The following is a 19578-nucleotide window of genomic DNA, read 5'->3' on the forward strand; positions in this document are numbered from 1 at the left end:
CAGGTCTTCTAATCCCGCACCAGCGACAGGATCAGCAGGACCAGCAGCGCCAGGGCCGTCAGCTTCCAGAAGCGCACCGGGTCGCGGTCGTAGAGGGAGCGGCGGCGGGTGGGCCTCGGCGCGGGGTGGGCGGCGCCGGCTTCCAGTTCCAGGGCGAATTCCAGCACATCGCCAGGACGGTCGGCCGGATTGACGGCCACGGCCTTCATGACCGACAGGTCCAGCCAGGTGGGCAGGTCGGGGCGGCGCTGCTGCAGGGGCACGGGCGCGCCGAAGCGGGGGCGCTGGAAGGGTTCGACCTCGCCGTAGGGATAGGCGCCGGTGAACAGGTGATAGACGGTGACGCCCAGGGCGTAGAGGTCGGTGCGCTCATCCCCCGGCGCGCCGGCCAGCAGCTCCGGCGCCATGTAGCTGGGCGTGCCGGGGATCTGTTCGGCGGGGAAATCCTCCATGCCCGGCAGACGCACCACGCCCAGGTCGATGAGGCGCAGGCCACCGGTGCCGTCGATGATGACGTTGTCCGGCTTGATGTCGCGGTGGATGATGCCGGCGCGGTGCAGGGCCGCCACCGCCTTGGCCAGCTTCACCGCCAAGGGCACGCCCTCCACCACGCCCACGCGCGGGGGCGCCGCCAGGCGCTGGGCCAGGGTCTGGCCGGGGTAATAGGGCATGACGGTGTAGAGCCGCGTCTGGCGGCCGGGCGGCACCTCCACCACCTCCCCCAGCCAGGGGCTGCGCACCCGGGCCGCCACCCAGCCTTCGCGCACGAAGGCCAGGCGGTAGACGGCGTCCTCCGCCACGCTGGGCTTGGGGAACTTCAGCACCTGCGGCACCTCCTTCCCTGTCGGCTCGGTCAGGAACAGGGCGCTATAACGGCCATCGGACAGTTGCCGGCCCACACGATAGCCGTCGACCACATCGCCCGGCTTGGGCACGGGCAAAATGGGCAGGTCCGCCGTCAGGTCGGCCAGTTCCCCCTGGTCGGCCGGCGGCAGGGCCACCACGTCGATGACCAGGGCGGTGGCGTTGTCGTGGCTGCCGGCGGACAGGGCGGCCGCCACCATCTCGCGGGCGCCTGCCTCCGGCGTCGGTTCACCGGCGGTGAGGCGGGCCAGGTCGCGGTATGACAAGACCCCATGCACACCATCGGTCAGCAGCACCAGGCGATCGCCTTCGCGCAAGGGCTCGGCCGTGTAGTCGGCGCGCAGCGCATCCTCCAACCCGATGGCGCGGCGCAGGATGTGGCGTTGGTCCGGGCCGTTGTGCACATGGTCCTCGGTCAGCTGGGTCAGCCGGCCGTCGCGCAGGCGGTACAGGCGGGTGTCGCCCACATGCAGGATATGGGCGCGGCGGTCGCGCAGGATCACGGCGGTCAGGGTGGTGGCCATGCCCGTGCGTTCCGGGTCCGTGCGACCTTGGGCGTGGATCCAGCGGTTGATGGCCTCCGCCGCGTGCGCCGCCGCCCGCCGGATGCCCAGGGTCTGGCGTTCGCCCAAATAGAAATCGATGAAGCCGCGCACCGCCAGTTCCGCCGCCACCCGGCCGCCGGGCGCCCCAGAGACGCCGTCGGCGATGGCGGCCACCGCCCCCTGACGGGCCCGCTGGGCGGCGGTGCCCAGGCATACGCCCACGTAGTCTTCATTGCGTGAACGGCGGCCAGTCTCGCTGCACCAGCCGACGCGCAGTTCGATCTGCCGTGCCCCCATTCCCCGCCCACCCCAATTTGCCTAATATTTGGTCATCTGCGCAACCAACCTAGCGATTGCGCAAAAACTAGGCATACGTGTCGCCAGCCAGCCGTCCGAAACCCCAGGTTTTCCGCGATTGCGAAATTGGCATGGCGGTTGCGAAGAACATTACACGAGCAGGGGGCCGAAAGGTTCTTTTCTGCATCGGGGCGGCCCCAACGGCGGGGCGGCCCCGCCTCCGGGATGGCGCAACGGCGCACGTCCCCTGTGGTTCGATCGGCGGGTCAACGGCGGCCTGTCAGCGTCCGGTTCCACCGGACCCTACCCCACCCCCAGGCCCCTCGCGGCCTGACCCCGATCCACCACCCCTTCTGGTGATAGGCGGCGCCTGCTATCGGCCGCCCCCATCCCCATAAGGCCCACGGCCCTGCCCGGAGGCGCACCCGATGAACAAGAGTTTCCTGAAGGCTGGACATCTGCCGACCCTGTTCGCGGCGTTTCTCTACTTCGACATGAGCTTCATGGCCTGGGTGATCCTGGGCCCGCTGGGCGTGCTGATCGCCAAGGACCTGGGCCTGAACCCGGGACAAAAGGGCCTGATGGTGGCGGTGCCGGTGCTGGCCGGCGCCTTCTTCCGCGTCATCAACGGCATCCTGGTGGATCACTTGGGGCCCAAGCGCACCGGCATCCTGGCGCAGGTGGTGGTGATCGCCGGCCTTGCCGCCGTCTGGTACTTCGGGGTGCGCAGCTTCAACGCCACGCTGCTGACCGGCGCCATCCTGGGCGTGGCCGGCGCCAGCTTCGCCGTGGCCCTGCCGCTGGCCTCGCGCTGGTATCCGCCGGAACATCAGGGCACGGCCCTGGGCCTGGCGGGTGCCGGCAACTCCGGCACCGTGTTCGCCTCCCTCTTCGCGCCGGCCCTTGCCGTCGCCTATGGCTGGAACAACGTGCTGGGCCTGCTGGCCATCCCGCTGGCCCTGACCCTGTGCGTCTACACCGTGCTGGCCAAGGACAGCCCGGAATGCCCGCCGGCCAAGTCGCTGGCCGAATACCTGGCGGTGCTGAAGATCGGCGACGCCTGGTGGTTCATGTTCTTCTACAGCGTCACCTTCGGCGGCTTCGTCGGCCTCGCCTCCTCCCTCACCATCTACTTCAACGACCAGTATGGGCTGAGCCCCATCACCGCCGGCTACTTCACCGCGGCCTGCGTCTTCGCCGGGTCCCTGGTCCGTCCCATCGGCGGCGCCGTGGCCGACCGCATCGGCGGCGTGCGCTCGCTGACCGTCATGTACACGGTCGCCGCCGGCGCCCTGGTGGTGGTCAGCTTCGCCCTGCCGCAGGCCTGGATGGCCCTGGCCGTCTTCGTCGTCGCCATGCTGGCCCTGGGCATGGGCAACGGTGCGGTGTTCCAGCTGGTGCCACAGCGCTTCCGCCGTGAGATCGGCGTCATGACCGGCCTGGTTGGCATGATGGGCGGCGTCGGCGGCTTCTACCTGGCCTCCAGCCTTGGCTACTCCAAGCAGCTGACCGGCGGTTACCAGGCGGGCTTCCTGCTGTTCGCCCTGCTGGCCCTCGCGGCCCTGGTCGGCCTGACCGGCGTGAAGCGCCGGTGGCGCACCACTTGGGGCGCCGCCGCCCTGGGCGCGGCCCGCGTCTGACTGGCCGCGTCTGATCCTCAACACCTCTGATTTCGCGATTTCAAGGGAAGGGTTCCCCCATGGACACGCATATGCCCCCGCGCCAGAAGCTGGTGGTCGTCGGCAACGGTATGGCCGGCATGCGGACGGTGGACGAACTGCTGAAGCGCAACCCGCTGAAGTACGACATCACGGTCTTCGGCGCCGAACCGCACGTGAATTACGACCGCATCATGCTGTCGTCCGTGTTGGCCGGCGAAAAGGACCTGGAGCAGATCGTCATCAACCCCCGCTCCTGGTACGAGGAGAACGGGATCGAGCTGATCACCGGTGACGCGGTGACGGCCATCGATACCCAGGTTCGTACCGTGACATCGGCCAGCGGCCGGGTGGTGGCCTATGACAAGGTTCTGCTGGCCACGGGGTCCCGCCCCATCGCCCCGCCGGTGCCGGGCCTGGACCTGCCCGGCGTCTGCGCCTTCCGCGACATCGCCGACGTCAACACCATGATAGAGGCATCACAGACCCATAAGCGCGCCATCGTCATCGGCGGCGGCCTCTTGGGGCTGGAGGCCGCCAACGGCCTGCTGCGCCGGGGCATGCAGGTGGCCGTGGTCCACCTGATGGGCACGCTGATGGAACGCCAGCTGGACAAGGCGGCGGCCGAACTGCTGCAGCGCGAGCTGGACGAGCGCGGCATGAACTTCTTCACCAACGGCCAGACCGAGGAGATCTTCGGCGAGGGCCGGGTGCAGGGCGTGCGCCTGGCCGACGGGCGGGAGATCCCGGGCGACCTGGTGGTGCTGGCCATCGGCATCCGTCCCAACATCGACCTGGCGCGAGCCGCCGGCATCGCCATCAACCGCGGCATCGAGGTGGGCGACGACATGCGCACCTCCGTCCCCGACATCTACGCGGTCGGCGAGTGCGTGGAGCATCGCGGCAAGACCTATGGCCTGGTGGCCCCGCTGTGGGACATGGCCAAGGTCTGCGCCGACCATCTGGCGCGCGAGGACGCCACCAGCGACTACGTCCCCGCCGCCATGGCCACCCGCCTGAAGGTCACGGGCATCGACGTCTTCTCCGCCGGCGACTTCATCGGTGACGAGACGACGGAGGAGGTGGTCTTCCGCGACGCCGCCCGCAACACCTACAAGCGCCTGGTGCTGCGCGACGACAAACTGGTGGGCGCCGTGCTGTACGGCGACGCCCAGGACGGCGGCTGGTACTTCCAGCTACTGCGCGAGGACAAGCCGCTGGGCGAACTGCGCGACACCCTGATCTTCGGCCAGGCCTTCGCCAGCCTGGCGGCAGGCGCGCCCGCCGCCGACCCCACCGCCGCCGTGGCCGCCCTGCCCGATGAGGCCGAGATCTGCGGCTGCAACGGCGTGTGCAAGGGCAAGATCATGGGCGCCATCGCGGAACATGGCCTGACCACCCTGGAAGGGGTGCGGGCGCGCACCAAGGCGTCCGCGTCCTGCGGCAGCTGCACGCCCCAGGTGGAACAGCTGCTGGCCCTGTCGCTGGGCGACAGCTACGCCAAGCCGACGGGCGAGAAGCCGCTGTGCAAGTGCACGACGCACAGCCACGACCAGGTGCGCCGCGCCATCGCGGACCGGGAACTGCGCACCATGCCGGCGGTGATGTCCACCCTGGGCTGGAGCACGCCCGACGGCTGCCACGTCTGCCGCCCGGCGCTGAACTTCTACCTGCTGGTGGCCTGGCCCGGCGAATACCAGGACGACCAGCAGTCCCGCTTCGTGAATGAGCGCAACCACGCCAACATCCAGAAGGACGGCACCTATTCCGTGGTGCCGCGCATGTGGGGCGGCCTGACCACGGCCGATGAGCTGCGCGCCATCGCCGACGTGGTGGACAAGTACGCCATCCCCACGGTGAAGGTGACGGGCGGCCAGCGCATCGACCTGCTGGGCGTGACGCGCGAGCAGTTGCCCCATGTGTGGAAGGATCTGAACGACGCCGGCATGGTCTCCGGCCATGCCTACGGCAAGGCGCTGCGCACGGTGAAGACGTGCGTGGGGTCGGAATGGTGCCGCTTCGGCACGCAGGACAGCACCGGCATGGGCGTGAAGCTGGAGCGCATGACCTGGGGGTCCTGGCACGCGCACAAGGTCAAGCTGGCCGTGTCCGGCTGCCCGCGCAACTGCGCCGAGGCCACCATCAAGGACTTCGGCGTGGTGGCGGTGGACAGCGGCTGGGAACTGCATGTCGGCGGCAACGGCGGCATCCACGTCCGCGTCACCGACCTGTTGGCCAAAGTCACCACCGAGGAGGAGGTGCTGGAATACTGCGGCGCCTACCTGCAGCTCTACCGCGAGGAATCCCGCTATCTGGAGCGCACGGCGCCCTGGATCGAGCGCGTGGGCTTGCCCCACGTCAAGGACCGCATCGTGCAGGATGAGGCGGGCCGCAAGGCGCTCTACGCCAAGTTCCTGTACGCCCAGAAATTCAGCCAGGACGACCCCTGGGCCGAGCGCGCGCCCGGCAAGGCCGCGGCCGCCCCCTTCCGCACCCTGGCGACGGTGGAGTGATGACCATGGACAGCGTTGGTATCGAAAGCCGCTGGGTCGAGGTGGGCGCCATGGACGACATTCCCCGTCAGGGGGCCCGCGTGGTCGCCACCCCCCGGGGCGACATTGCCGTCTTCCGCACCCTGGACGATGCCGTGTTCGCCGTGGACGACCGCTGCCCGCACAAGGGCGGCCCCCTGTCGCAGGGCACGGTGCACGGCCATGCCGTCACCTGCCCCCTGCACAACTGGGTGATCGACCTGGAGACCGGCGAGGCCTGCGCCCCCGATGAGGGCTGCGTCACCCGTATCCCCGTGCGGGTGCAGGACGGCCGCATCCTGCTGGCCATGGTGGCGTGATGCCGGAGGGGATGGCACGGGACGCTGAAGCCGGTGCCCTCGCCGGCGCCGTCCGCTCCACCTGCCCCTATTGCGGCGTGGGCTGCGGTGTCGTGGCCCAGGCCGACGGCCGGGTGGTGGGCGACACCGACCACCCGGCCAACCGGGGGCGCCTGTGCTCCAAGGGGTCAGCCCTGGCGGAAACGCTGAAGGATGGGGAGCGGCTGACCCGTCCCCTGATCGACGGCAGGGCGGCGGACTGGACCCAGGCCCTGGACCTGGTGGCCCGGCGCTTCAAGGCCACGATCGCGGAGCATGGGCCCGACAGCGTCGCCTTCTACGTCAGCGGCCAATGCCTGACGGAGGATTACTACGTCGCCAACAAGCTGATGAAAGGCTTCATCGGCAGCGGCAACATCGACACCAATTCCCGCCTGTGCATGGCCTCCTCCGTCGCCGGCCACAATCGCGCCTTCGGCGCCGACGTGGTGCCGGGGACCTATGAGGATTTGGAGCTGGCGGACCTGGTGGTGCTGGTGGGCAGCAATTCCGCCTGGTGCCACCCGGTGCTGCACCAGCGCCTGCTGGCCGCCCGGGCCAAGCGGCCCATCCGCATCGTCGCCATCGACCCCCGCCGCACCGCGACGTGCGAGGATGCCGACCTGCATCTGGCCGTGCGCCCCGGCGCCGACGTCGCCCTGTTCAACGGCCTGCTGGCCCACCTGGCCGACCAGGACCAACTGGACCACGCCTGGATGGCGGCGCATGCGGAAGGGTTCGAGGCGGCCCTTTCCGCCGCCCGCCAGACGGCCGGCCAGACCGCCGCCCTCACCGGCCTGGACCCGGCGGACCTGGTCCGGTTTTACCAGTGGTTCGCCTCCACCCCACGCGTCGTCACCGTCTATTCCCAGGGCGTGAACCAGTCGTCGGTGGGCACCGACAAGGTCAACGCCATCATCAATTGCCACCTGGCCACGGGGCGCATCGGCAAGCCCGGCTGTGGCCCCTTCTCCATCACCGGGCAGCCCAACGCCATGGGCGGGCGCGAGGTGGGCGGGCTGGCCAACCAGCTGGCCGCCCACATGCGCTTCGACCAGCCGGAGGCCATCGACCGCGTCCGCCGCTTCTGGCGGGCGCCCAACCTGGCGACCAAGCCGGGGCTGAAGGCCGTGGAGATGTTCGACGCCGTGCTGGACGGCCGCATCAAGGCCCTGTGGATCATCGCCACCAACCCAGCCGACAGCCTGCCCCGCGCCGACAGGGTGCGGGAGGCGTTGCGCGCCTGCCCCTTCGTCGTCGTGTCCGATTGCTGGCCCAACGACACCACGGCGCTGGCCGACGTGGTGCTGCCGGCAGCGGGATGGGGGGAGCGGGACGGCACCGTCACCAACTCCGAACGGGTCATCAGCCGCCAGCGCCCCTTCCGCGCGGCCCCGGGCGAGGCGCGGGCCGACTGGCGGGTGCTGGCCGCCGTCGGCCAGCGCATGGGCTGGAAGGACGCCTTTTCCTGGACCAGCCCGGCGGCGGTGTTCCGGGAGCATGCCGCCCTGTCCGGCTTCGAGAACGCCGGCAGCCGGCCCTTCGACATCAGCGGCCTGGCCATGCTGACCGACGGCCAGTACGACGCGCTGGCGCCGGTGCGCTGGCCCGTGCGCTGGGCGGGGGATGAGGGCGGGCGGCTGTTCGGCCAGGGCGGCTTCGCCACGCCCAACGGCCGGGGCCGCCTGGTGCCCACGCCCTGGCGCCCCCCCGCCGGCCGCGCCGATGATGCCTATCCCCTGGTGCTGAACACCGGCCGCATCCGCGACCAGTGGCACACCATGACCCGCACCGGCCGCGTGCCCCGCCTGCTGGCCCACACGGGGGAGCCGCGCGCCGCCCTGTCCCCCACCGACGCCGCCAGCCTGGGTGTGGCCGACGGCGACCTGGTACGCATCGAGAGCGTCCACGCCGGCACGGTGGTGCGCGCCACCATCGACGCCGGCCAGCGGGTGGGTGAACTGTTCCTGCCCATGCACTGGACGGATGAGTTCTGCTCCGCCGGGCCCGCCGGGCGCCTGGTGAACGCCGCCCTGGACCCCGTCTCCGGCCAGCCGGAACTAAAACTGACGGCCGTGCGCGCGGCGGCGGTGCCGGTGGCCTGGCGCGGCCTGCTGCTGCACCGCGCCGCCGTGCGGCCCCAGGGTGTCGCCTATTGGTCGCGCATGCCGCTCAATAACGGCCACGCCTTCGAGCTGGTGGGATCGGACGCGCTGCCGGCCGGCCCCGCCCTGACCCGCTTCGTCGAGGGCCTGCTGCATCCGCCGGCGGGGGCCGAATGGCTGCAACTGACCGACGCCGGGCGCGGCTTGCTGCGCGTCGCCATCCTGGTGGATGGCCGGCTGGAGGCCTGCCTGCTCCTGGCCGCCGGCGACGGCGCCCAGCTGCCGCCGCGCGACGCGCTGGCCGCCTTGCTGGGCGACACGGTGACGGACGAGGCGCGGCCCAGCCTGCTGTCCGGCCGCGCCCCCGGCGGTTTGGGGGCCGCTGGCGTCAAGTCCGCCGGCCGCACCGTCTGCGCCTGCTTCTCCGTCGGCCTGGTCACCATCCGGGAGGCCATCGTCGCCAACCGCCTGACCTCGGCGGAAGATATCGGCGCCTGCCTGAAGGCCGGCACCAACTGCGGGTCCTGCATCCCCGAACTGAAGGAGATCCTACGCGATGTCCATGCGTCAGCCTAACGTCACCGGCCGCGCCAGCCTGGTGGGCGCCGGCCCCGGCGATCCGGAGCTGCTGACGGTGAAGGCCCTGCGCCGCATCGAAAGCGCCGACGTGCTGCTGTACGACAAGCTGGTCGACCCGCGCATCCTGGACCTGGCCCCCGCCCATGCCCGGCGCATCGACGTGGGCAAGCGCTGCGGCCGGCATGAGATGAGCCAGGCCGCCATCAATCGCCTGATCGTCAGCCATGCCCAGGCGGGCGCCCACGTCGTGCGCCTGAAGGGCGGCGACCCCATGGTCTTCGGCCGCGCGGGCGAGGAACTGGCGGCCCTGGCCGCCGCCGGCGTGGTGGCGGAGGTGGTGCCCGGCATCACTGTGGCCTGCGCCGCCGCGGCATCCATGGCCATGCCCCTGACGCAGCGCGGCTACAGCCGCAGCCTGCACCTGATCACCGGGCATGCCCGTCAGGACGGGGGCGCCGATGAAATCCTGCCCACCCACGACTGGAACGCACTGGCCGCCTGCGACGGCACCATCGCCATCTACATGGGCGGCCGCACGCTGGCCCAGGTGACCCAGCGCCTGCTGGCCGCCGGACTGGACCCCGCCACCCCGGCCATCGCCATCGAGAACGCCACCCTGGAGGCCGAGCGCCGCCTGCCCGGCACGGTGGCCGACATCGCGGCGCGGGTGGCTGCGGCGGCGGTAACCGGCCCCACCCTGGTGCTGGTGGGACGGGTGGTGGCGTTGCGGCGGCAGGACGCGGTAGAGTCCGCGATGAACGAGGTGCGGTCCCGCGCCGCCTGAAACTGAGCCTGCCTGCGCCATGACCGATGAACATGTCTTCGCCCAATACGTCCGCACCCTGGGACGCGGCCCCGGCCGCTCCCGCTCACTGACACGGGAAGAAGCGCGCACGGCCCTGGGCATGGTGCTGAAGGGGGAGGCCGATCCCCATCAGGTGGGCGCCTTCCTCATGCTGCTGCGCTATCGCGGGGAGGACCCGGACGAGGTGGCGGGCCTGGTGGAGGCGGCCCGCGACGCGACGGGCCTCAGCGACGGCAGCTGCAGCGGCGCCGCCGACCTGGACTGGCCGTCCTATGGTGCCGGCCGCACACGCGATGAACCCTGGTTCCTGCTGTCGGCCCTGGCGCTGGCCCAGGCCGGGCACCGCGTCATCATGCACGGCAGCAACGCCTTCACCCAGGGCCGCGACGTGCCCGACGCCCTGGGGGAGTTGGGCCTGCGCCCCGCCAACAGCCGCGCGGACGCCAAGGCCCTGGTCGCCGAAACCGGCTTCGCCTACCTGCCCCTGTCGGCGCTCAACCCCGAATTGGACCGCCTGCTGAACCTGCGCCACCTGCTGGGCCTGCGCAGCCCCATCAACACCGTCTGCCGCTTGCTGGACCCCTTCGACACCCGCGCCGCCGTCGACGGCGTCTTCCACCCGCCCTACATCGACCTGCACCTGGGCGTGGCCCAGCGCCTGAACCGCCCCCGCCTGGTGGTGGTCAAGGGCGGCGGCGGCGAGGTGGAACGCAACCCCGCCAAGCCCACCACGGCCTACGTCCAGGTGGGCACGAACCGCCGCGAACTCCCCCTCCCCGCCCTGACCACCGGCAAGGCGGACAGCGAAGGCCTGCTGCCCGTCTGGCGCGGCGAGCCCGGCCTGGAAGCGGCCACCGCCACCGTCATCGCCACCATCGCGCTGGGGGTTTTGGCCCTGGGCCTGACGACGGAGCCCGCTGACGCTGACCGGCTGGCGGCGGCGATTTGGGTGGGGCGACACGTTTCCAATAATAGATAATTTATATTTAGGGGCGGAGGCGGCCCATATTTTTACAAGAAACATTACGCCCTCAATTTAAGGCTAAGGATCAGAATCCATGAAGCACCTAATAGTGAATAATCTTGCCCACAATATAGAAGAATCTAATAAGATTTTACGCCGAAAAGTGAGAATTGCCGCGCGATTAAGGGAAAACATTCTGTCGGCACCAGAAAAATTTCCCTCCATGATTGAGGATATATACGTAAGAGTTAGGAATTTATACTTTGCGACATTTGTCGCAATTATCGCCATTCTTGCATCTATATTCCCTTATTTGTTCATATCAGAGTGCAATCAATTGCACGGACTAAATGTTATTAAATCGCTGCTTATGCGTTTTGGCGCTCTGTATTTCATGGCATTTACCTTGCTCGTAGCGATACGCGGTGTCAGTTCTTTTTTTGGAAGCACACTTTTTATAGTCATGCCCCTTTTTTCGACGAAAATTGCTGGAAAGATTCGCAAAGACTTGGCCAAAAGCTTCCACGGAGATGCATTTTTAAGGGTGACTGGCATAGCATCCATTGCTGCTTTATTTCTCTGGACATACTCAACAATTAGCATAATAAAATTCACGAATGAAATTACAACAGACCAAAAACTCATGGAGTATAGCCTATATCGAGACAAGAACTGTCACAAAGAGCAACCTTAATATTGTTTTCCAAACTCTCTTTGTATTGGATACTGCATCCCATTTATTTCATTTTTTATTGTTAGTCGGGAAAATCACACCCAAAATCACACCACCCCGCCTGATCCTCAAAAAAACCCAATCGCCCCTGTATCCTTTACTCCTTGTCGTTCGTCTTCCAGGCTCAAGGCCTAAAGGAGAAGCGATATGAGTGATGAGGTGAGGAAAGTTCTGAACGCCTACCGCCAGGCGGTATGGGACCGGGACGCCAAGGCGCTGCTGGCGCTCTATACCGAGGACGTGGTGGTGTTCGACACCTGGGACAGCTGGTCCTATCCGGATCGCGCGGCCTGGACGGAGTCGGTCAAGGCGTGGCTGGGCGGCCTGAATGACGAGCGGGTGCAGGTCACGGCGGAAGAGGTGCGGGTGGTCGGCGGTGGCGAGGCCGCGGGCCTCAGCGCCTTCCTGACCTACACCGCCCTGTCGCCCGAGGGCGCCAAGCTGCGGTCCATGCAGAACCGCCTGAGCTGGCAGCTGGTGAAGCATGAAAGCCAGTGGCGCATCGCGCAGGAGCACACCTCCGTCCCCATCGCGCCGGAGAGCTTGATGGGGCATCTCAGCCGGGACTCAGACGAGGATGGCCCCACCCTCCGGGAGTGAAGCCATCTCCAGGGGACGGGCGTCGGCCATGCCGCGCGCCACCGGGCAGTGGAAGAAATCCCGGATGCGGGTGATGCGCCCGTCCCGCCAGCTGATGAGGATGAAGTTGGCGATGGCGCCGTCGCGGTAGGACAGCAGGCCGGGTTGGCCGTCGATGCCGCCCGGCACCAGGTGCCAGCCCAGCAGGCGGCTGTAGTTGCCGAAGTACGGTTCCACGCCGGCGCGGCCATGGCGTGTGAACTCCCCCATCAGGTCCAGGCGCACGTCGTCGGCCAGCAGGGCGCGCACAGCGTCGAAGTCGCGGGCGTTGAACAGGGCGACGTAGCGGGCCAGGTGCGCCCGCTCCTCCGCCGACAGCACCAGCGGCGCCGGGTCCTCCAGCGTGGCCGCCAGGGCGCGCAGCTTGGCCCGGCCCCGGTGCAGGGTGGCCTTCACCGCCGGCACGCTCATGTCCAGCATGGGCGCGATCTCCGCCAGGGTGTAGCCCAGCACGTCCATGAGGATGAGGCAGGCACGCTGGGCCGGCGACAGCTTCATGAAGGGGCGCAGGCCGAACTCCGCCAGTTCGCGCTGGTTGAGCGCGTCCGTGGTCTCCACCGCCAGGTGCTCATGGTCGTCCAGCGGCTCCGTCCGGCCGCCGCGCCTCAGGGCGTCCAGGGCGGCGTTGCGGGCGATGCGGAACATCCAGGCTTCGGGGCTGTCCAGCCGCTCAGCCCCGGGCCAAGCCTGCAAGGCCTTCAGCAGGGTGTCCTGCAACACGTCCTCCCCCTCCACCGCCGAGCCCACCATGCGGGCGCAGAAAGTGTAGAGCCGGGGGCGCAGGTCGCGCACCAGGCGGTCGAAGTCCGTCTGGGGCCGGGAATGGATCTGAAGCATGCAGGGACGCCTTCCGCTGGGGTGCATCCCCCAAGGACGATCGGCGCCGGCGGAAGGTTACAGGGGGTGTGAAAAATATTTCCGGGCGCGATGTCGAATCCTTTCGGGCCGCGCCGGCGTCTTAGCGGTGTTCCCCAAACCCACGGAGCATACGCATCATGGAACTCTACACCCTTCCCGGTTCCCCCAGCGCCCGCAAGGTCCTGGCCGTCGTCCACCATCTGGGCCTGGCGGTGGAGGTCCGCACCCTGGACTTCCTGAAACAGGAAACGCGGCAGCCCGGCTTCCTGGCCCTCAACCCCAACGGCATGGTGCCGGTGCTGGTGGATGGCGGCCAGACCCTCTGGGAGTCCTGCGCCATCAACCAGTACCTGGTGGCCAAGGCCGGCGGCTCCCCCCTGTTTCCGGACGATGCGGCCGTGCGCGCCGACATCGCCCGCTGGCAGTTCTGGGAGCAGGCGCACTTCAACAAGGCCTGGGGCACGCTGATCTTCGAAAGCATCATCAAGCCCCGCAACGGCCTGGGCGAACCGGCGGCGGAGGTCATCGCCTTCTTCCAGCGGGACCTGGCCCGCTTCGCCCCCGTGCTGGAAAGCCACTTGGCCGGCCGGACCTATCTGGTCGGCGACGGCGTCACCCTGGCCGATTACGGCCTGGTCTGCCTGGAGGGCTATCGCGGGGTCACCCCCTTCGACTGGACGCCCTTCCCCAACATCAACCGCTACCTGGATCACATGCGGGAACAACCCGCCTGGGTGAAGGCGGCCCCACCTGCGGCGGCGGTGGCGGCCTGATCCGGAACGCGCGGCGGGGTCACACCCGCCGCGTCGTCGATCACCCCGCCAGCTCGCGCTGCAAATCCGCCAGCGTGCCCTGGATGTGCCGGGCGGTCAGCGTTTCCACGGCCGGGGCGTCGCCGGCCATCCAGGCGTCGAACAGGGCGCGGTGCTCGTCCCGCGCCCTGTCGTCGCGGCCCTGGGGTTCCAGGTGCACGCGGACATAGCGTTCCGACAGGATGTGCAGGCGTTCCATCAACTGGCTGGTGATGCCGCCCGCCGGACGGATCAGCGCCATGTGGAAGGCGCGGTTGTGGGTGACATGGCCGGTGCCGGCGGTGCCCTGTTCCCGCTCCAGCGCCAGCAGCTCGGCCCGGGCGTGGTCGCGGTCGGCCGGGGTGGCGCGCCGGGCGCCGTCCGCCGTCGCCCCGGGTTCCAGCTTCAGGCGCAGGGCGAACACCTCCGTCGCCTCTTCCGCCGTCAGGGTGTTCACCACATAGCCCCGGTTGGGGAAGGAGGTGACCAGGCCGTCCTGTTCCAGCCGGCCCAAGGCCTCGCGCAGGGGGATCTTGCTGATGCCCAGCTGGTTGGCCACCGCCGCCTGCTGCACCGCCGTGCCCGGCGCCATGGTGCCCAGCAGGATATGGTCCCGCACGATTTCATAGGCCTGGTCGGGCAGGCTGCGAACGATGATGCTCATGCGGCGGGTTCAGTCGGGAGAGGGGCGCGGCGGACTGCCGTGCCCCATCATACCATTTTCCGGATGAAAATCCGCTGGCTCTGTTAGCGCTACCACCTACCGGGTGGCGCGCAGCAGCACCACGCCATGCGCCGGCACCGTGTGGGCCATACCCGGCGCCACGCTGCGGTGGGCCCACAGGTCGCGCACGCTGGGATGGTCGCCCAGGCCCAGGGCGGGCCAGTCGGCGGTGAGGATCACCGGCTTGTCCGTGCGGTTGAACAGGCCCACGGCGACCGAGCCATCGGCCAGGGGCCGCGTCCACACCTCCGTCCCGTCCCGCTTGCGCACCGGCAGGCCTTGGCGGCCCAGCGGGTCCTGGTCGATGGCGATGACCTCGGCATTGCCCAGCAGGGCCAGGGTGTCCGGGGTCATGGACCGGGCGTCGTTACCCATCAACAGCGGTGCCGCCATCATGGCCCAGAGGCTGATGTGGGTGCGGTATTCCTCCACGCTCATGCCGCCGTTGCCGACCTCCAGCATGTCGGGGTCGTTCCAGCCGCCGGGGCCGGTATGGCGGGGCACGCCGTTCTTGTCGAAGCCGATGGCCGCCATGCTGGCGTAGGTATCCTCGATGTCTCCGGTCGTGCGCCACAGATTGCCGCCCACGTCGCGTCCCCAGGCGCCGACATCGAAACGGCCGTATTCGCACAGGCTGTAGACGATGGGGCGGCCGGTGGCGGCCCCCGCGGCGGCCAGCGCCGTGCCCATCTGCTGATACACCGCCTGCACCGTCTCCACCGTGTGGTAGAAGCCCTCGCCTGAGCAGAGGTCGTATTTGAGGTAGTCGACGCCCCATTCCGCCCAGGTGCGGGCGTCCTGTTCGACATGGCCGTAGCTGCCGGCGTAGCCGGCGCAGGTCTTTGGGCCCGGCGAGCTGTAGATACCCAGCTTCAGCCCCCGCGCGTGGACATAATCGGCCAGGGCCTTCATGTCCGGGAACTTGGCGTTAGGACGCAGCACGCCATCGGGCCCCCGTTCGCCCTGCCAGCCGTCGTCGATGTTGACGTAGACATAGCCGGCGTCGCGCAGGCCGCTGCGCACCAGGGCGTCGGCGATCTCCCGCACGGTCTTGTCGTCGATGGCCTCGGCGAACTTGTTCCAGCTGCTCCACCCCATGGGCGGGGTGCGCGCCAGGCCGTTGCTGGGCACATGGGCCGGTGCGGGCAGCGGATAGGTCGGGAAGGCCAGGGCCGCCATCTCCGCCGCCGTGGCGCGGTGGGCGGCGGCGTCCTGCTTCTCGTACCAGACCTGGCCGGTCAGCCTCACGCCCTGGTTCCCCTCCGGCCCGTCCGGCGTCAGGGTCAGGTCCAGGGGCTTCAGCTTGGGGTTGCCGTTGTCGATGTGGAAGACCAGCCCCTCCCCCGCCGGGCCCTTCCCCACCACCTTCAGGTCCAGCATGGGCAGGTCGCCATACCACTCGGACGTGATGGTGCCGTGCAGGCCACCCGCGTCCCGGCGGAGGACCATCTTGGTGAAGCGGGGGAAGGACGGGGCGGCCTGGAAGACCCAGTCGCCCGTCAGGTCGGCCGCCATCGCCCCCGTGACCGGGCCGGCGAGAAGAATGCCGGCCAGGACGGCAAGGACACGCCCGAGGACACGCCCAGGGGCGTGCCCAAGGAAAAGCTTGTTCATTGCAGTTCCAGAACGACCACGGACTTGGCCGGCAGGGTCACGCTGACGGTGTCGCCCGACAGCTTGGCATCGCCGAAGGCCACCGGCACCACCGTCTGCGGATGGTCGAAGGTGTTGTCGCTGTTCATGGCCGGGGCGGTCAGGATGCGGCCAGTGACCTTGCCCGCCTTCAGGCCCGCCAGGCGCACTTGCACGGGCGCCGCCTTGTTCGGATCGACGTTGGTCAGGGCCAGGCGGGTGACGCCGTCCGTGCCACGGCCGGCCGAGGCGCTGACGGCGGGGACGGCGCGGCCGCCCTGGCTGTAGTCCGGCCCGGTCACCGCCAGCGGCAGGCTGGCGGCCCCCTGGAAGCCCTTGTACATGTCGAAGACGTGGTAGGTGGGGGTCAGCACCATGCGCGGCCCGTCCGTCAGGATCATGGCCTGCAGCACGTTCACCATCTGGGCGATGTTGGCCATACGCACGCGGTCGGCATGGGCATGGAAGATGTTCAGGCTGATCGCCGCCACCACCGCGTCGCGCAGGGTGTTCTGCTGTTGCAGGAAGCCGGGGTTGCTGCCGGGGGTGGGGTCGTGCCAGGTGCCCCATTCATCCACCACCAGGGCGACCCGCTTTTCCGGATCGTACTTGTCCATGATGGCGCTGTGGTGGCTGATGAAGGTGCCGATCTGGTAGGCGCCGAAGACGCTGGCGAACCATTCCGCCTCACCGAACTCGGTGGCGGAGCCCTTCACCTTCCAGGTGCCCTTGGGCACCATGTTGAACGAGGCCACGTCGTAATAATGCATGGACAGCGCGTCGATTTCCTTGGCCGCCCGCGCCATGATGGTCTCGGTCCAGGCGGTGTCGTCATCGCTGGGGCCCACGGCGATGAACTTCGTCGGCTGGCCGGCGCCCGGCTTCAGGAAGGTGCGGGTCTGGCGCAGCAGGTCGGCGTAGTAGTCGGCGCGCATGTTGCCGCCGCAGCCCCAGACCTCGTTGCCCACAGCGAACCAGTTCAGGGTCCAGGGCTTGTCCCGGCCGTTGGCCCGCCGCTCCTGCACCAGGGTGCCGTGGTTGTCGGCCGTCATGTAGGCGACCCAGTCGGCCATCTCGCGCACGCTGCCGCTGCCCAGGTTGCCGTTGACGTAGGTGCCGGCGCCGATCAGCTCCGAGAAATCCATGAACTCATGGGTGCCGAAGGCGTTGTTCTCCTCCACCCCGCCCCAGTTCGTGTTCACGATGACGGGCCGGCGGTCCTTGGGGCCGATGCCGTCGCGCCAGTGGTATTCGTCGGCGAAGCAGCCGCCGGGCCAGCGCACCACCGGCACATGCAGGTTCTTCAGCGCCTCCACCACGTCCTTGCGATAGCCGCGGATGTTGGGGATGGGGCTGTCCGGGCCCACCCAGATGCCGCCATAGATCTGCGTGCCCAGATGCTCCGCGAACTGGCCGTAGATCTCCTTGGCGATGACCGGGCCGGGATGGTCGGCCTGGACGGTCACGGTGGCCGAAGGGGCGGCGAAGGCCATCGGGGCGCCCAGGGCGGTACCCGCCAGCAGGACGGCGGCGGCGATGGGGCCAGCAGTGGGGCGAAGAGCACGGATCATTCCTGGAGGCACTCCCTGTGGTGTTTTTAAGTCGTATAATAGTACTATCCGGCGACAGCGGGGTTGTAAACCTTTCGCGGGCCGGCCGCCGCCGGAAAAGAACAAGCAGAAACAGGAGACGTCATCCGTGCCCCATCCAGTAACCCGCCGTGCCTTCCTGGCCAGCGGCGCCGGCAGCGCCGCGGCGCTGGCCGCCACCGCCCCGGCAACAGCGGCGTCCGGCACGCCCAGCCCGGACTTGCAGCTGTTGACCTCGCGCAGTGGCGTCTACACCCCGGCCAAGGGCGAGGCGGTGCTGCAGTTCAGCTTCGACTTCCCCGAGGCGTCGGTGCAGGTGGGCCCTTTGCTGATGGGCTTTCGGGTGCAGACGTATGAGAACGCCTACGCCATCGACCCCTCGGTGACGCGGGTGGTTCGCAACGGCAACCGCACCATCCTGACCTGCGATGGCCTGCTGTGGGCCGGCGGCCAGGAAAAGGCGCCAGGCAGGCTGGCGGCCGAGTTCTCGGTGGAGGCGGACGGTACGGTGCAATGGACGGCCAAGGCTGAGGCGCCGCACCCCGTGAAGTCCATCACCACCGTGGTGCGCGGCCTGCCGCGCGGTGAAATCTCCGTCTCCGGTCAGGATTTCACCGATTTGAAGGATGACGAGAAGGTCTTCGAATATCCCAACTTTTTCCATGGGGTGGCGACACCCTTGGCCGTGCTGAAGGCCGCCGATGGCCGCCATTTCGCGCTATCGGCGCGGCAGACGGCGGTGCGCACCTGCCGCTTCTTCTTCCAGCCGGGGCCGGACGGCTATCGCATCGAACTGATCCATGAGGGGGAGGGCTGGGCCAAGGCCACCAGCCTGGCGACCCCGCCCTGGCGGGTGGGCCCCGCGGCGGACTACGCGGCCGCCGTCGCCCCCCACTTCGCCCATGTGGAAAAGACCTACGGCATCCCGCCCCTGGCCACCCGGCCGGACATGCCGGCCTGGATGCGGGAGGTCGACCTGGTGCTGAGCATCCACGGCGCGCATTGGACCGGCTATATCTTCAACGACTATGCCCGCATCCTGGAGATCCTGCGCTGGGCCGCCACGCAGATCGACCCGAAGCGGGTCATGGTGTTCCTGCCGGCCTGGGACGGGCGCTATTACTGGAACTATCCCCTGTACCAGCCCGACCCGCGCATGGGCGGGGCGGAGGGTTTCAAGCGCCTGGTCAGCCAGGCCCAGAAACTGGGATTCCGCATCGTCCCCATGTTCGGCACCAACAGCGCCAACAAGGTGTGGGAGGAGTTCAAGCTGTTCGCCGACGCCACGACGGAGCGGGTGGACGGCGATTCCTTCGACCTGAACTGGGTGGACTGGGACAACGACCGTTCCGGCGAGGGCTGGATGCCCTTCATGAATCTGGGCGTGGAGTCCTGGCGGCGTTGGCTGGGCGCGCGCATCTCCGCCACCATCAGGCAGTTCGGCGTCGACGGCTATTTCCTGGATATCGCCGGGGCGGCCATCAACAACACCAAGGCCGACATGCATGAGGGCACGCGCCTGCTGGTGCAGGACCTGGCCCAGCGTCACCCCGGCATCCCGCCGGTGGGGGAGATGCTGTACGACGCCCAGATGGCCTTCATCCCCATGAGCCATGTGACGCGCTACGCCCTGGCCCCCGCCGCCTATGACGGTCACGTGCGCAGCTATCAGCACCTGAGCCGCCCGGCCCCCGGCCGGGGCAGCACCGGCGTGCATGAGGCGGGCTTCGGCACCTACAAGCCGGAGATCCCGTCCCACCAGCGCGCCATTCCCACCATCACCGTGGTGGATGACACCTTCGACAAGGAACGCGCCGCCATGGCGGACTACATCAAACAGGCCAAGGCCTGGGGCGAGGCGCGACGGAAGTAGGCCGCGACCGCGGCCGCCGGAATTTGAGGAAGATAAAAAAAGGCCGCCAGCCC

At 68.7% G+C, this 19578-nt stretch carries 15 protein-coding genes; 10 read left to right on the forward strand and 5 right to left on the reverse strand.

Annotated features, from left to right (window positions below):
• Positions 1–8: 8 nt before the first annotated feature.
• A complete protein-coding gene (locus FBZ89_RS04565) occupies positions 9–1706 on the reverse strand; it encodes a bifunctional protein-serine/threonine kinase/phosphatase (RefSeq protein WP_145748824.1) in 1698 nt (565 codons plus the stop codon).
• A gap of 428 nt (positions 1707–2134) precedes the next feature.
• Between FBZ89_RS04565 and FBZ89_RS04570 the strand changes: the two genes are divergently transcribed.
• The 8 genes from FBZ89_RS04570 to FBZ89_RS04605 all read left to right on the forward strand — a co-directional run bounded on the left by FBZ89_RS04570 (position 2135) and on the right by FBZ89_RS04605 (position 12019).
• Positions 2135–3346 (forward strand): nitrate/nitrite transporter, encoded by a 1212-nt coding sequence (locus FBZ89_RS04570; protein WP_145748825.1) that lies wholly within the window; start codon positions 2135–2137, stop codon positions 3344–3346.
• A 59-nt stretch (positions 3347–3405) separates the two neighbouring features.
• The gene (nirB, locus tag FBZ89_RS04575) at positions 3406–5877 is read left to right on the forward strand and encodes a nitrite reductase large subunit NirB (protein ID WP_186457197.1); all 2472 of its coding nucleotides are present in this window, start codon (positions 3406–3408) and stop codon (positions 5875–5877) included.
• Positions 5877–6215, forward strand: a complete 339-nt coding sequence (gene nirD, locus FBZ89_RS04580; protein ID WP_145748826.1) for a nitrite reductase small subunit NirD — start codon at positions 5877–5879, stop codon at positions 6213–6215. The genes nirB and nirD overlap by 1 nt, the downstream gene beginning before the upstream one ends.
• 11 nt (positions 6216–6226) lie before the next feature.
• Positions 6227–8914 carry a nitrate reductase gene (locus tag FBZ89_RS04585; RefSeq protein WP_145748827.1) on the forward strand — a complete coding sequence of 896 codons (2688 nt, stop codon included), beginning with the start codon at positions 6227–6229 and terminating at the stop codon, positions 8912–8914.
• On the forward strand, positions 8895–9701 hold the full coding sequence (gene cobA, locus FBZ89_RS04590; protein ID WP_145748828.1) for a uroporphyrinogen-III C-methyltransferase: 807 nt from the start codon (positions 8895–8897) through the stop codon (positions 9699–9701). The genes FBZ89_RS04585 and cobA overlap by 20 nt, the downstream gene beginning before the upstream one ends.
• Positions 9702–9720: 19 nt before the next feature.
• Entirely contained in the window at positions 9721–10701 is a 981-nt protein-coding gene (locus tag FBZ89_RS04595; protein WP_145748829.1) for a glycosyl transferase family protein, read from the forward strand.
• Positions 10702–10780: 79 nt separating this feature from the next.
• Entirely contained in the window at positions 10781–11380 is a 600-nt protein-coding gene (locus FBZ89_RS04600; protein WP_145748830.1) for a hypothetical protein, read from the forward strand.
• A 186-nt stretch (positions 11381–11566) separates the two neighbouring features.
• Positions 11567–12019: an SgcJ/EcaC family oxidoreductase gene (locus FBZ89_RS04605; RefSeq protein ID WP_145748831.1), complete on the forward strand. Its 453-nt coding sequence runs from the start codon at positions 11567–11569 to the stop codon at positions 12017–12019.
• Here the strand turns inward: FBZ89_RS04605 and FBZ89_RS04610 are convergent.
• Positions 11987–12895, reverse strand: a complete 909-nt coding sequence (locus FBZ89_RS04610; protein WP_145748832.1) for a sigma-70 family RNA polymerase sigma factor — start codon at positions 12893–12895, stop codon at positions 11987–11989. The genes FBZ89_RS04605 and FBZ89_RS04610 overlap by 33 nt on opposite strands.
• Before the next feature lie 158 nt (positions 12896–13053).
• On the opposite strand from FBZ89_RS04610, the gene FBZ89_RS04615 reads away from it, so the two are divergent.
• Positions 13054–13689 (forward strand): glutathione S-transferase family protein, encoded by a 636-nt coding sequence (locus tag FBZ89_RS04615; protein WP_145748833.1) that lies wholly within the window; start codon positions 13054–13056, stop codon positions 13687–13689.
• A 40-nt stretch (positions 13690–13729) separates the two neighbouring features.
• Here FBZ89_RS04615 and FBZ89_RS04620 read toward each other — a convergent pair whose 3' ends face one another.
• The 3 genes from FBZ89_RS04620 to FBZ89_RS04630 form a co-directional block, all read right to left on the reverse strand.
• Positions 13730–14371 (reverse strand): GntR family transcriptional regulator, encoded by a 642-nt coding sequence (locus FBZ89_RS04620; RefSeq protein ID WP_145748834.1) that lies wholly within the window; start codon positions 14369–14371, stop codon positions 13730–13732.
• Positions 14372–14467: 96 nt separating this feature from the next.
• Positions 14468–16045, reverse strand: coding sequence for a glycoside hydrolase family 27 protein (locus FBZ89_RS04625; protein ID WP_246172036.1), 1578 nt, complete (start codon positions 16043–16045; stop codon positions 14468–14470).
• Complete coding sequence (locus tag FBZ89_RS04630) at positions 16042–17634, reverse strand: alpha-N-arabinofuranosidase (protein ID WP_145748835.1); 1593 nt, start codon at positions 17632–17634, stop codon at positions 16042–16044. The genes FBZ89_RS04625 and FBZ89_RS04630 overlap by 4 nt, the downstream gene beginning before the upstream one ends.
• A 127-nt stretch (positions 17635–17761) precedes the next feature.
• Here FBZ89_RS04630 and FBZ89_RS04635 point away from each other — a divergent pair, with 127 nt between their 5' ends.
• Positions 17762–19525 (forward strand): alpha-amylase family protein, encoded by a 1764-nt coding sequence (locus tag FBZ89_RS04635; protein ID WP_246172037.1) that lies wholly within the window; start codon positions 17762–17764, stop codon positions 19523–19525.
• Positions 19526–19578 lie beyond the last annotated feature (53 nt).

The sequence above is a fragment of the Nitrospirillum amazonense genome, assembly GCF_007828045.1.
In the GTDB taxonomy this organism is placed as follows: domain Bacteria; phylum Pseudomonadota; class Alphaproteobacteria; order Azospirillales; family Azospirillaceae; genus Nitrospirillum; species Nitrospirillum amazonense_C.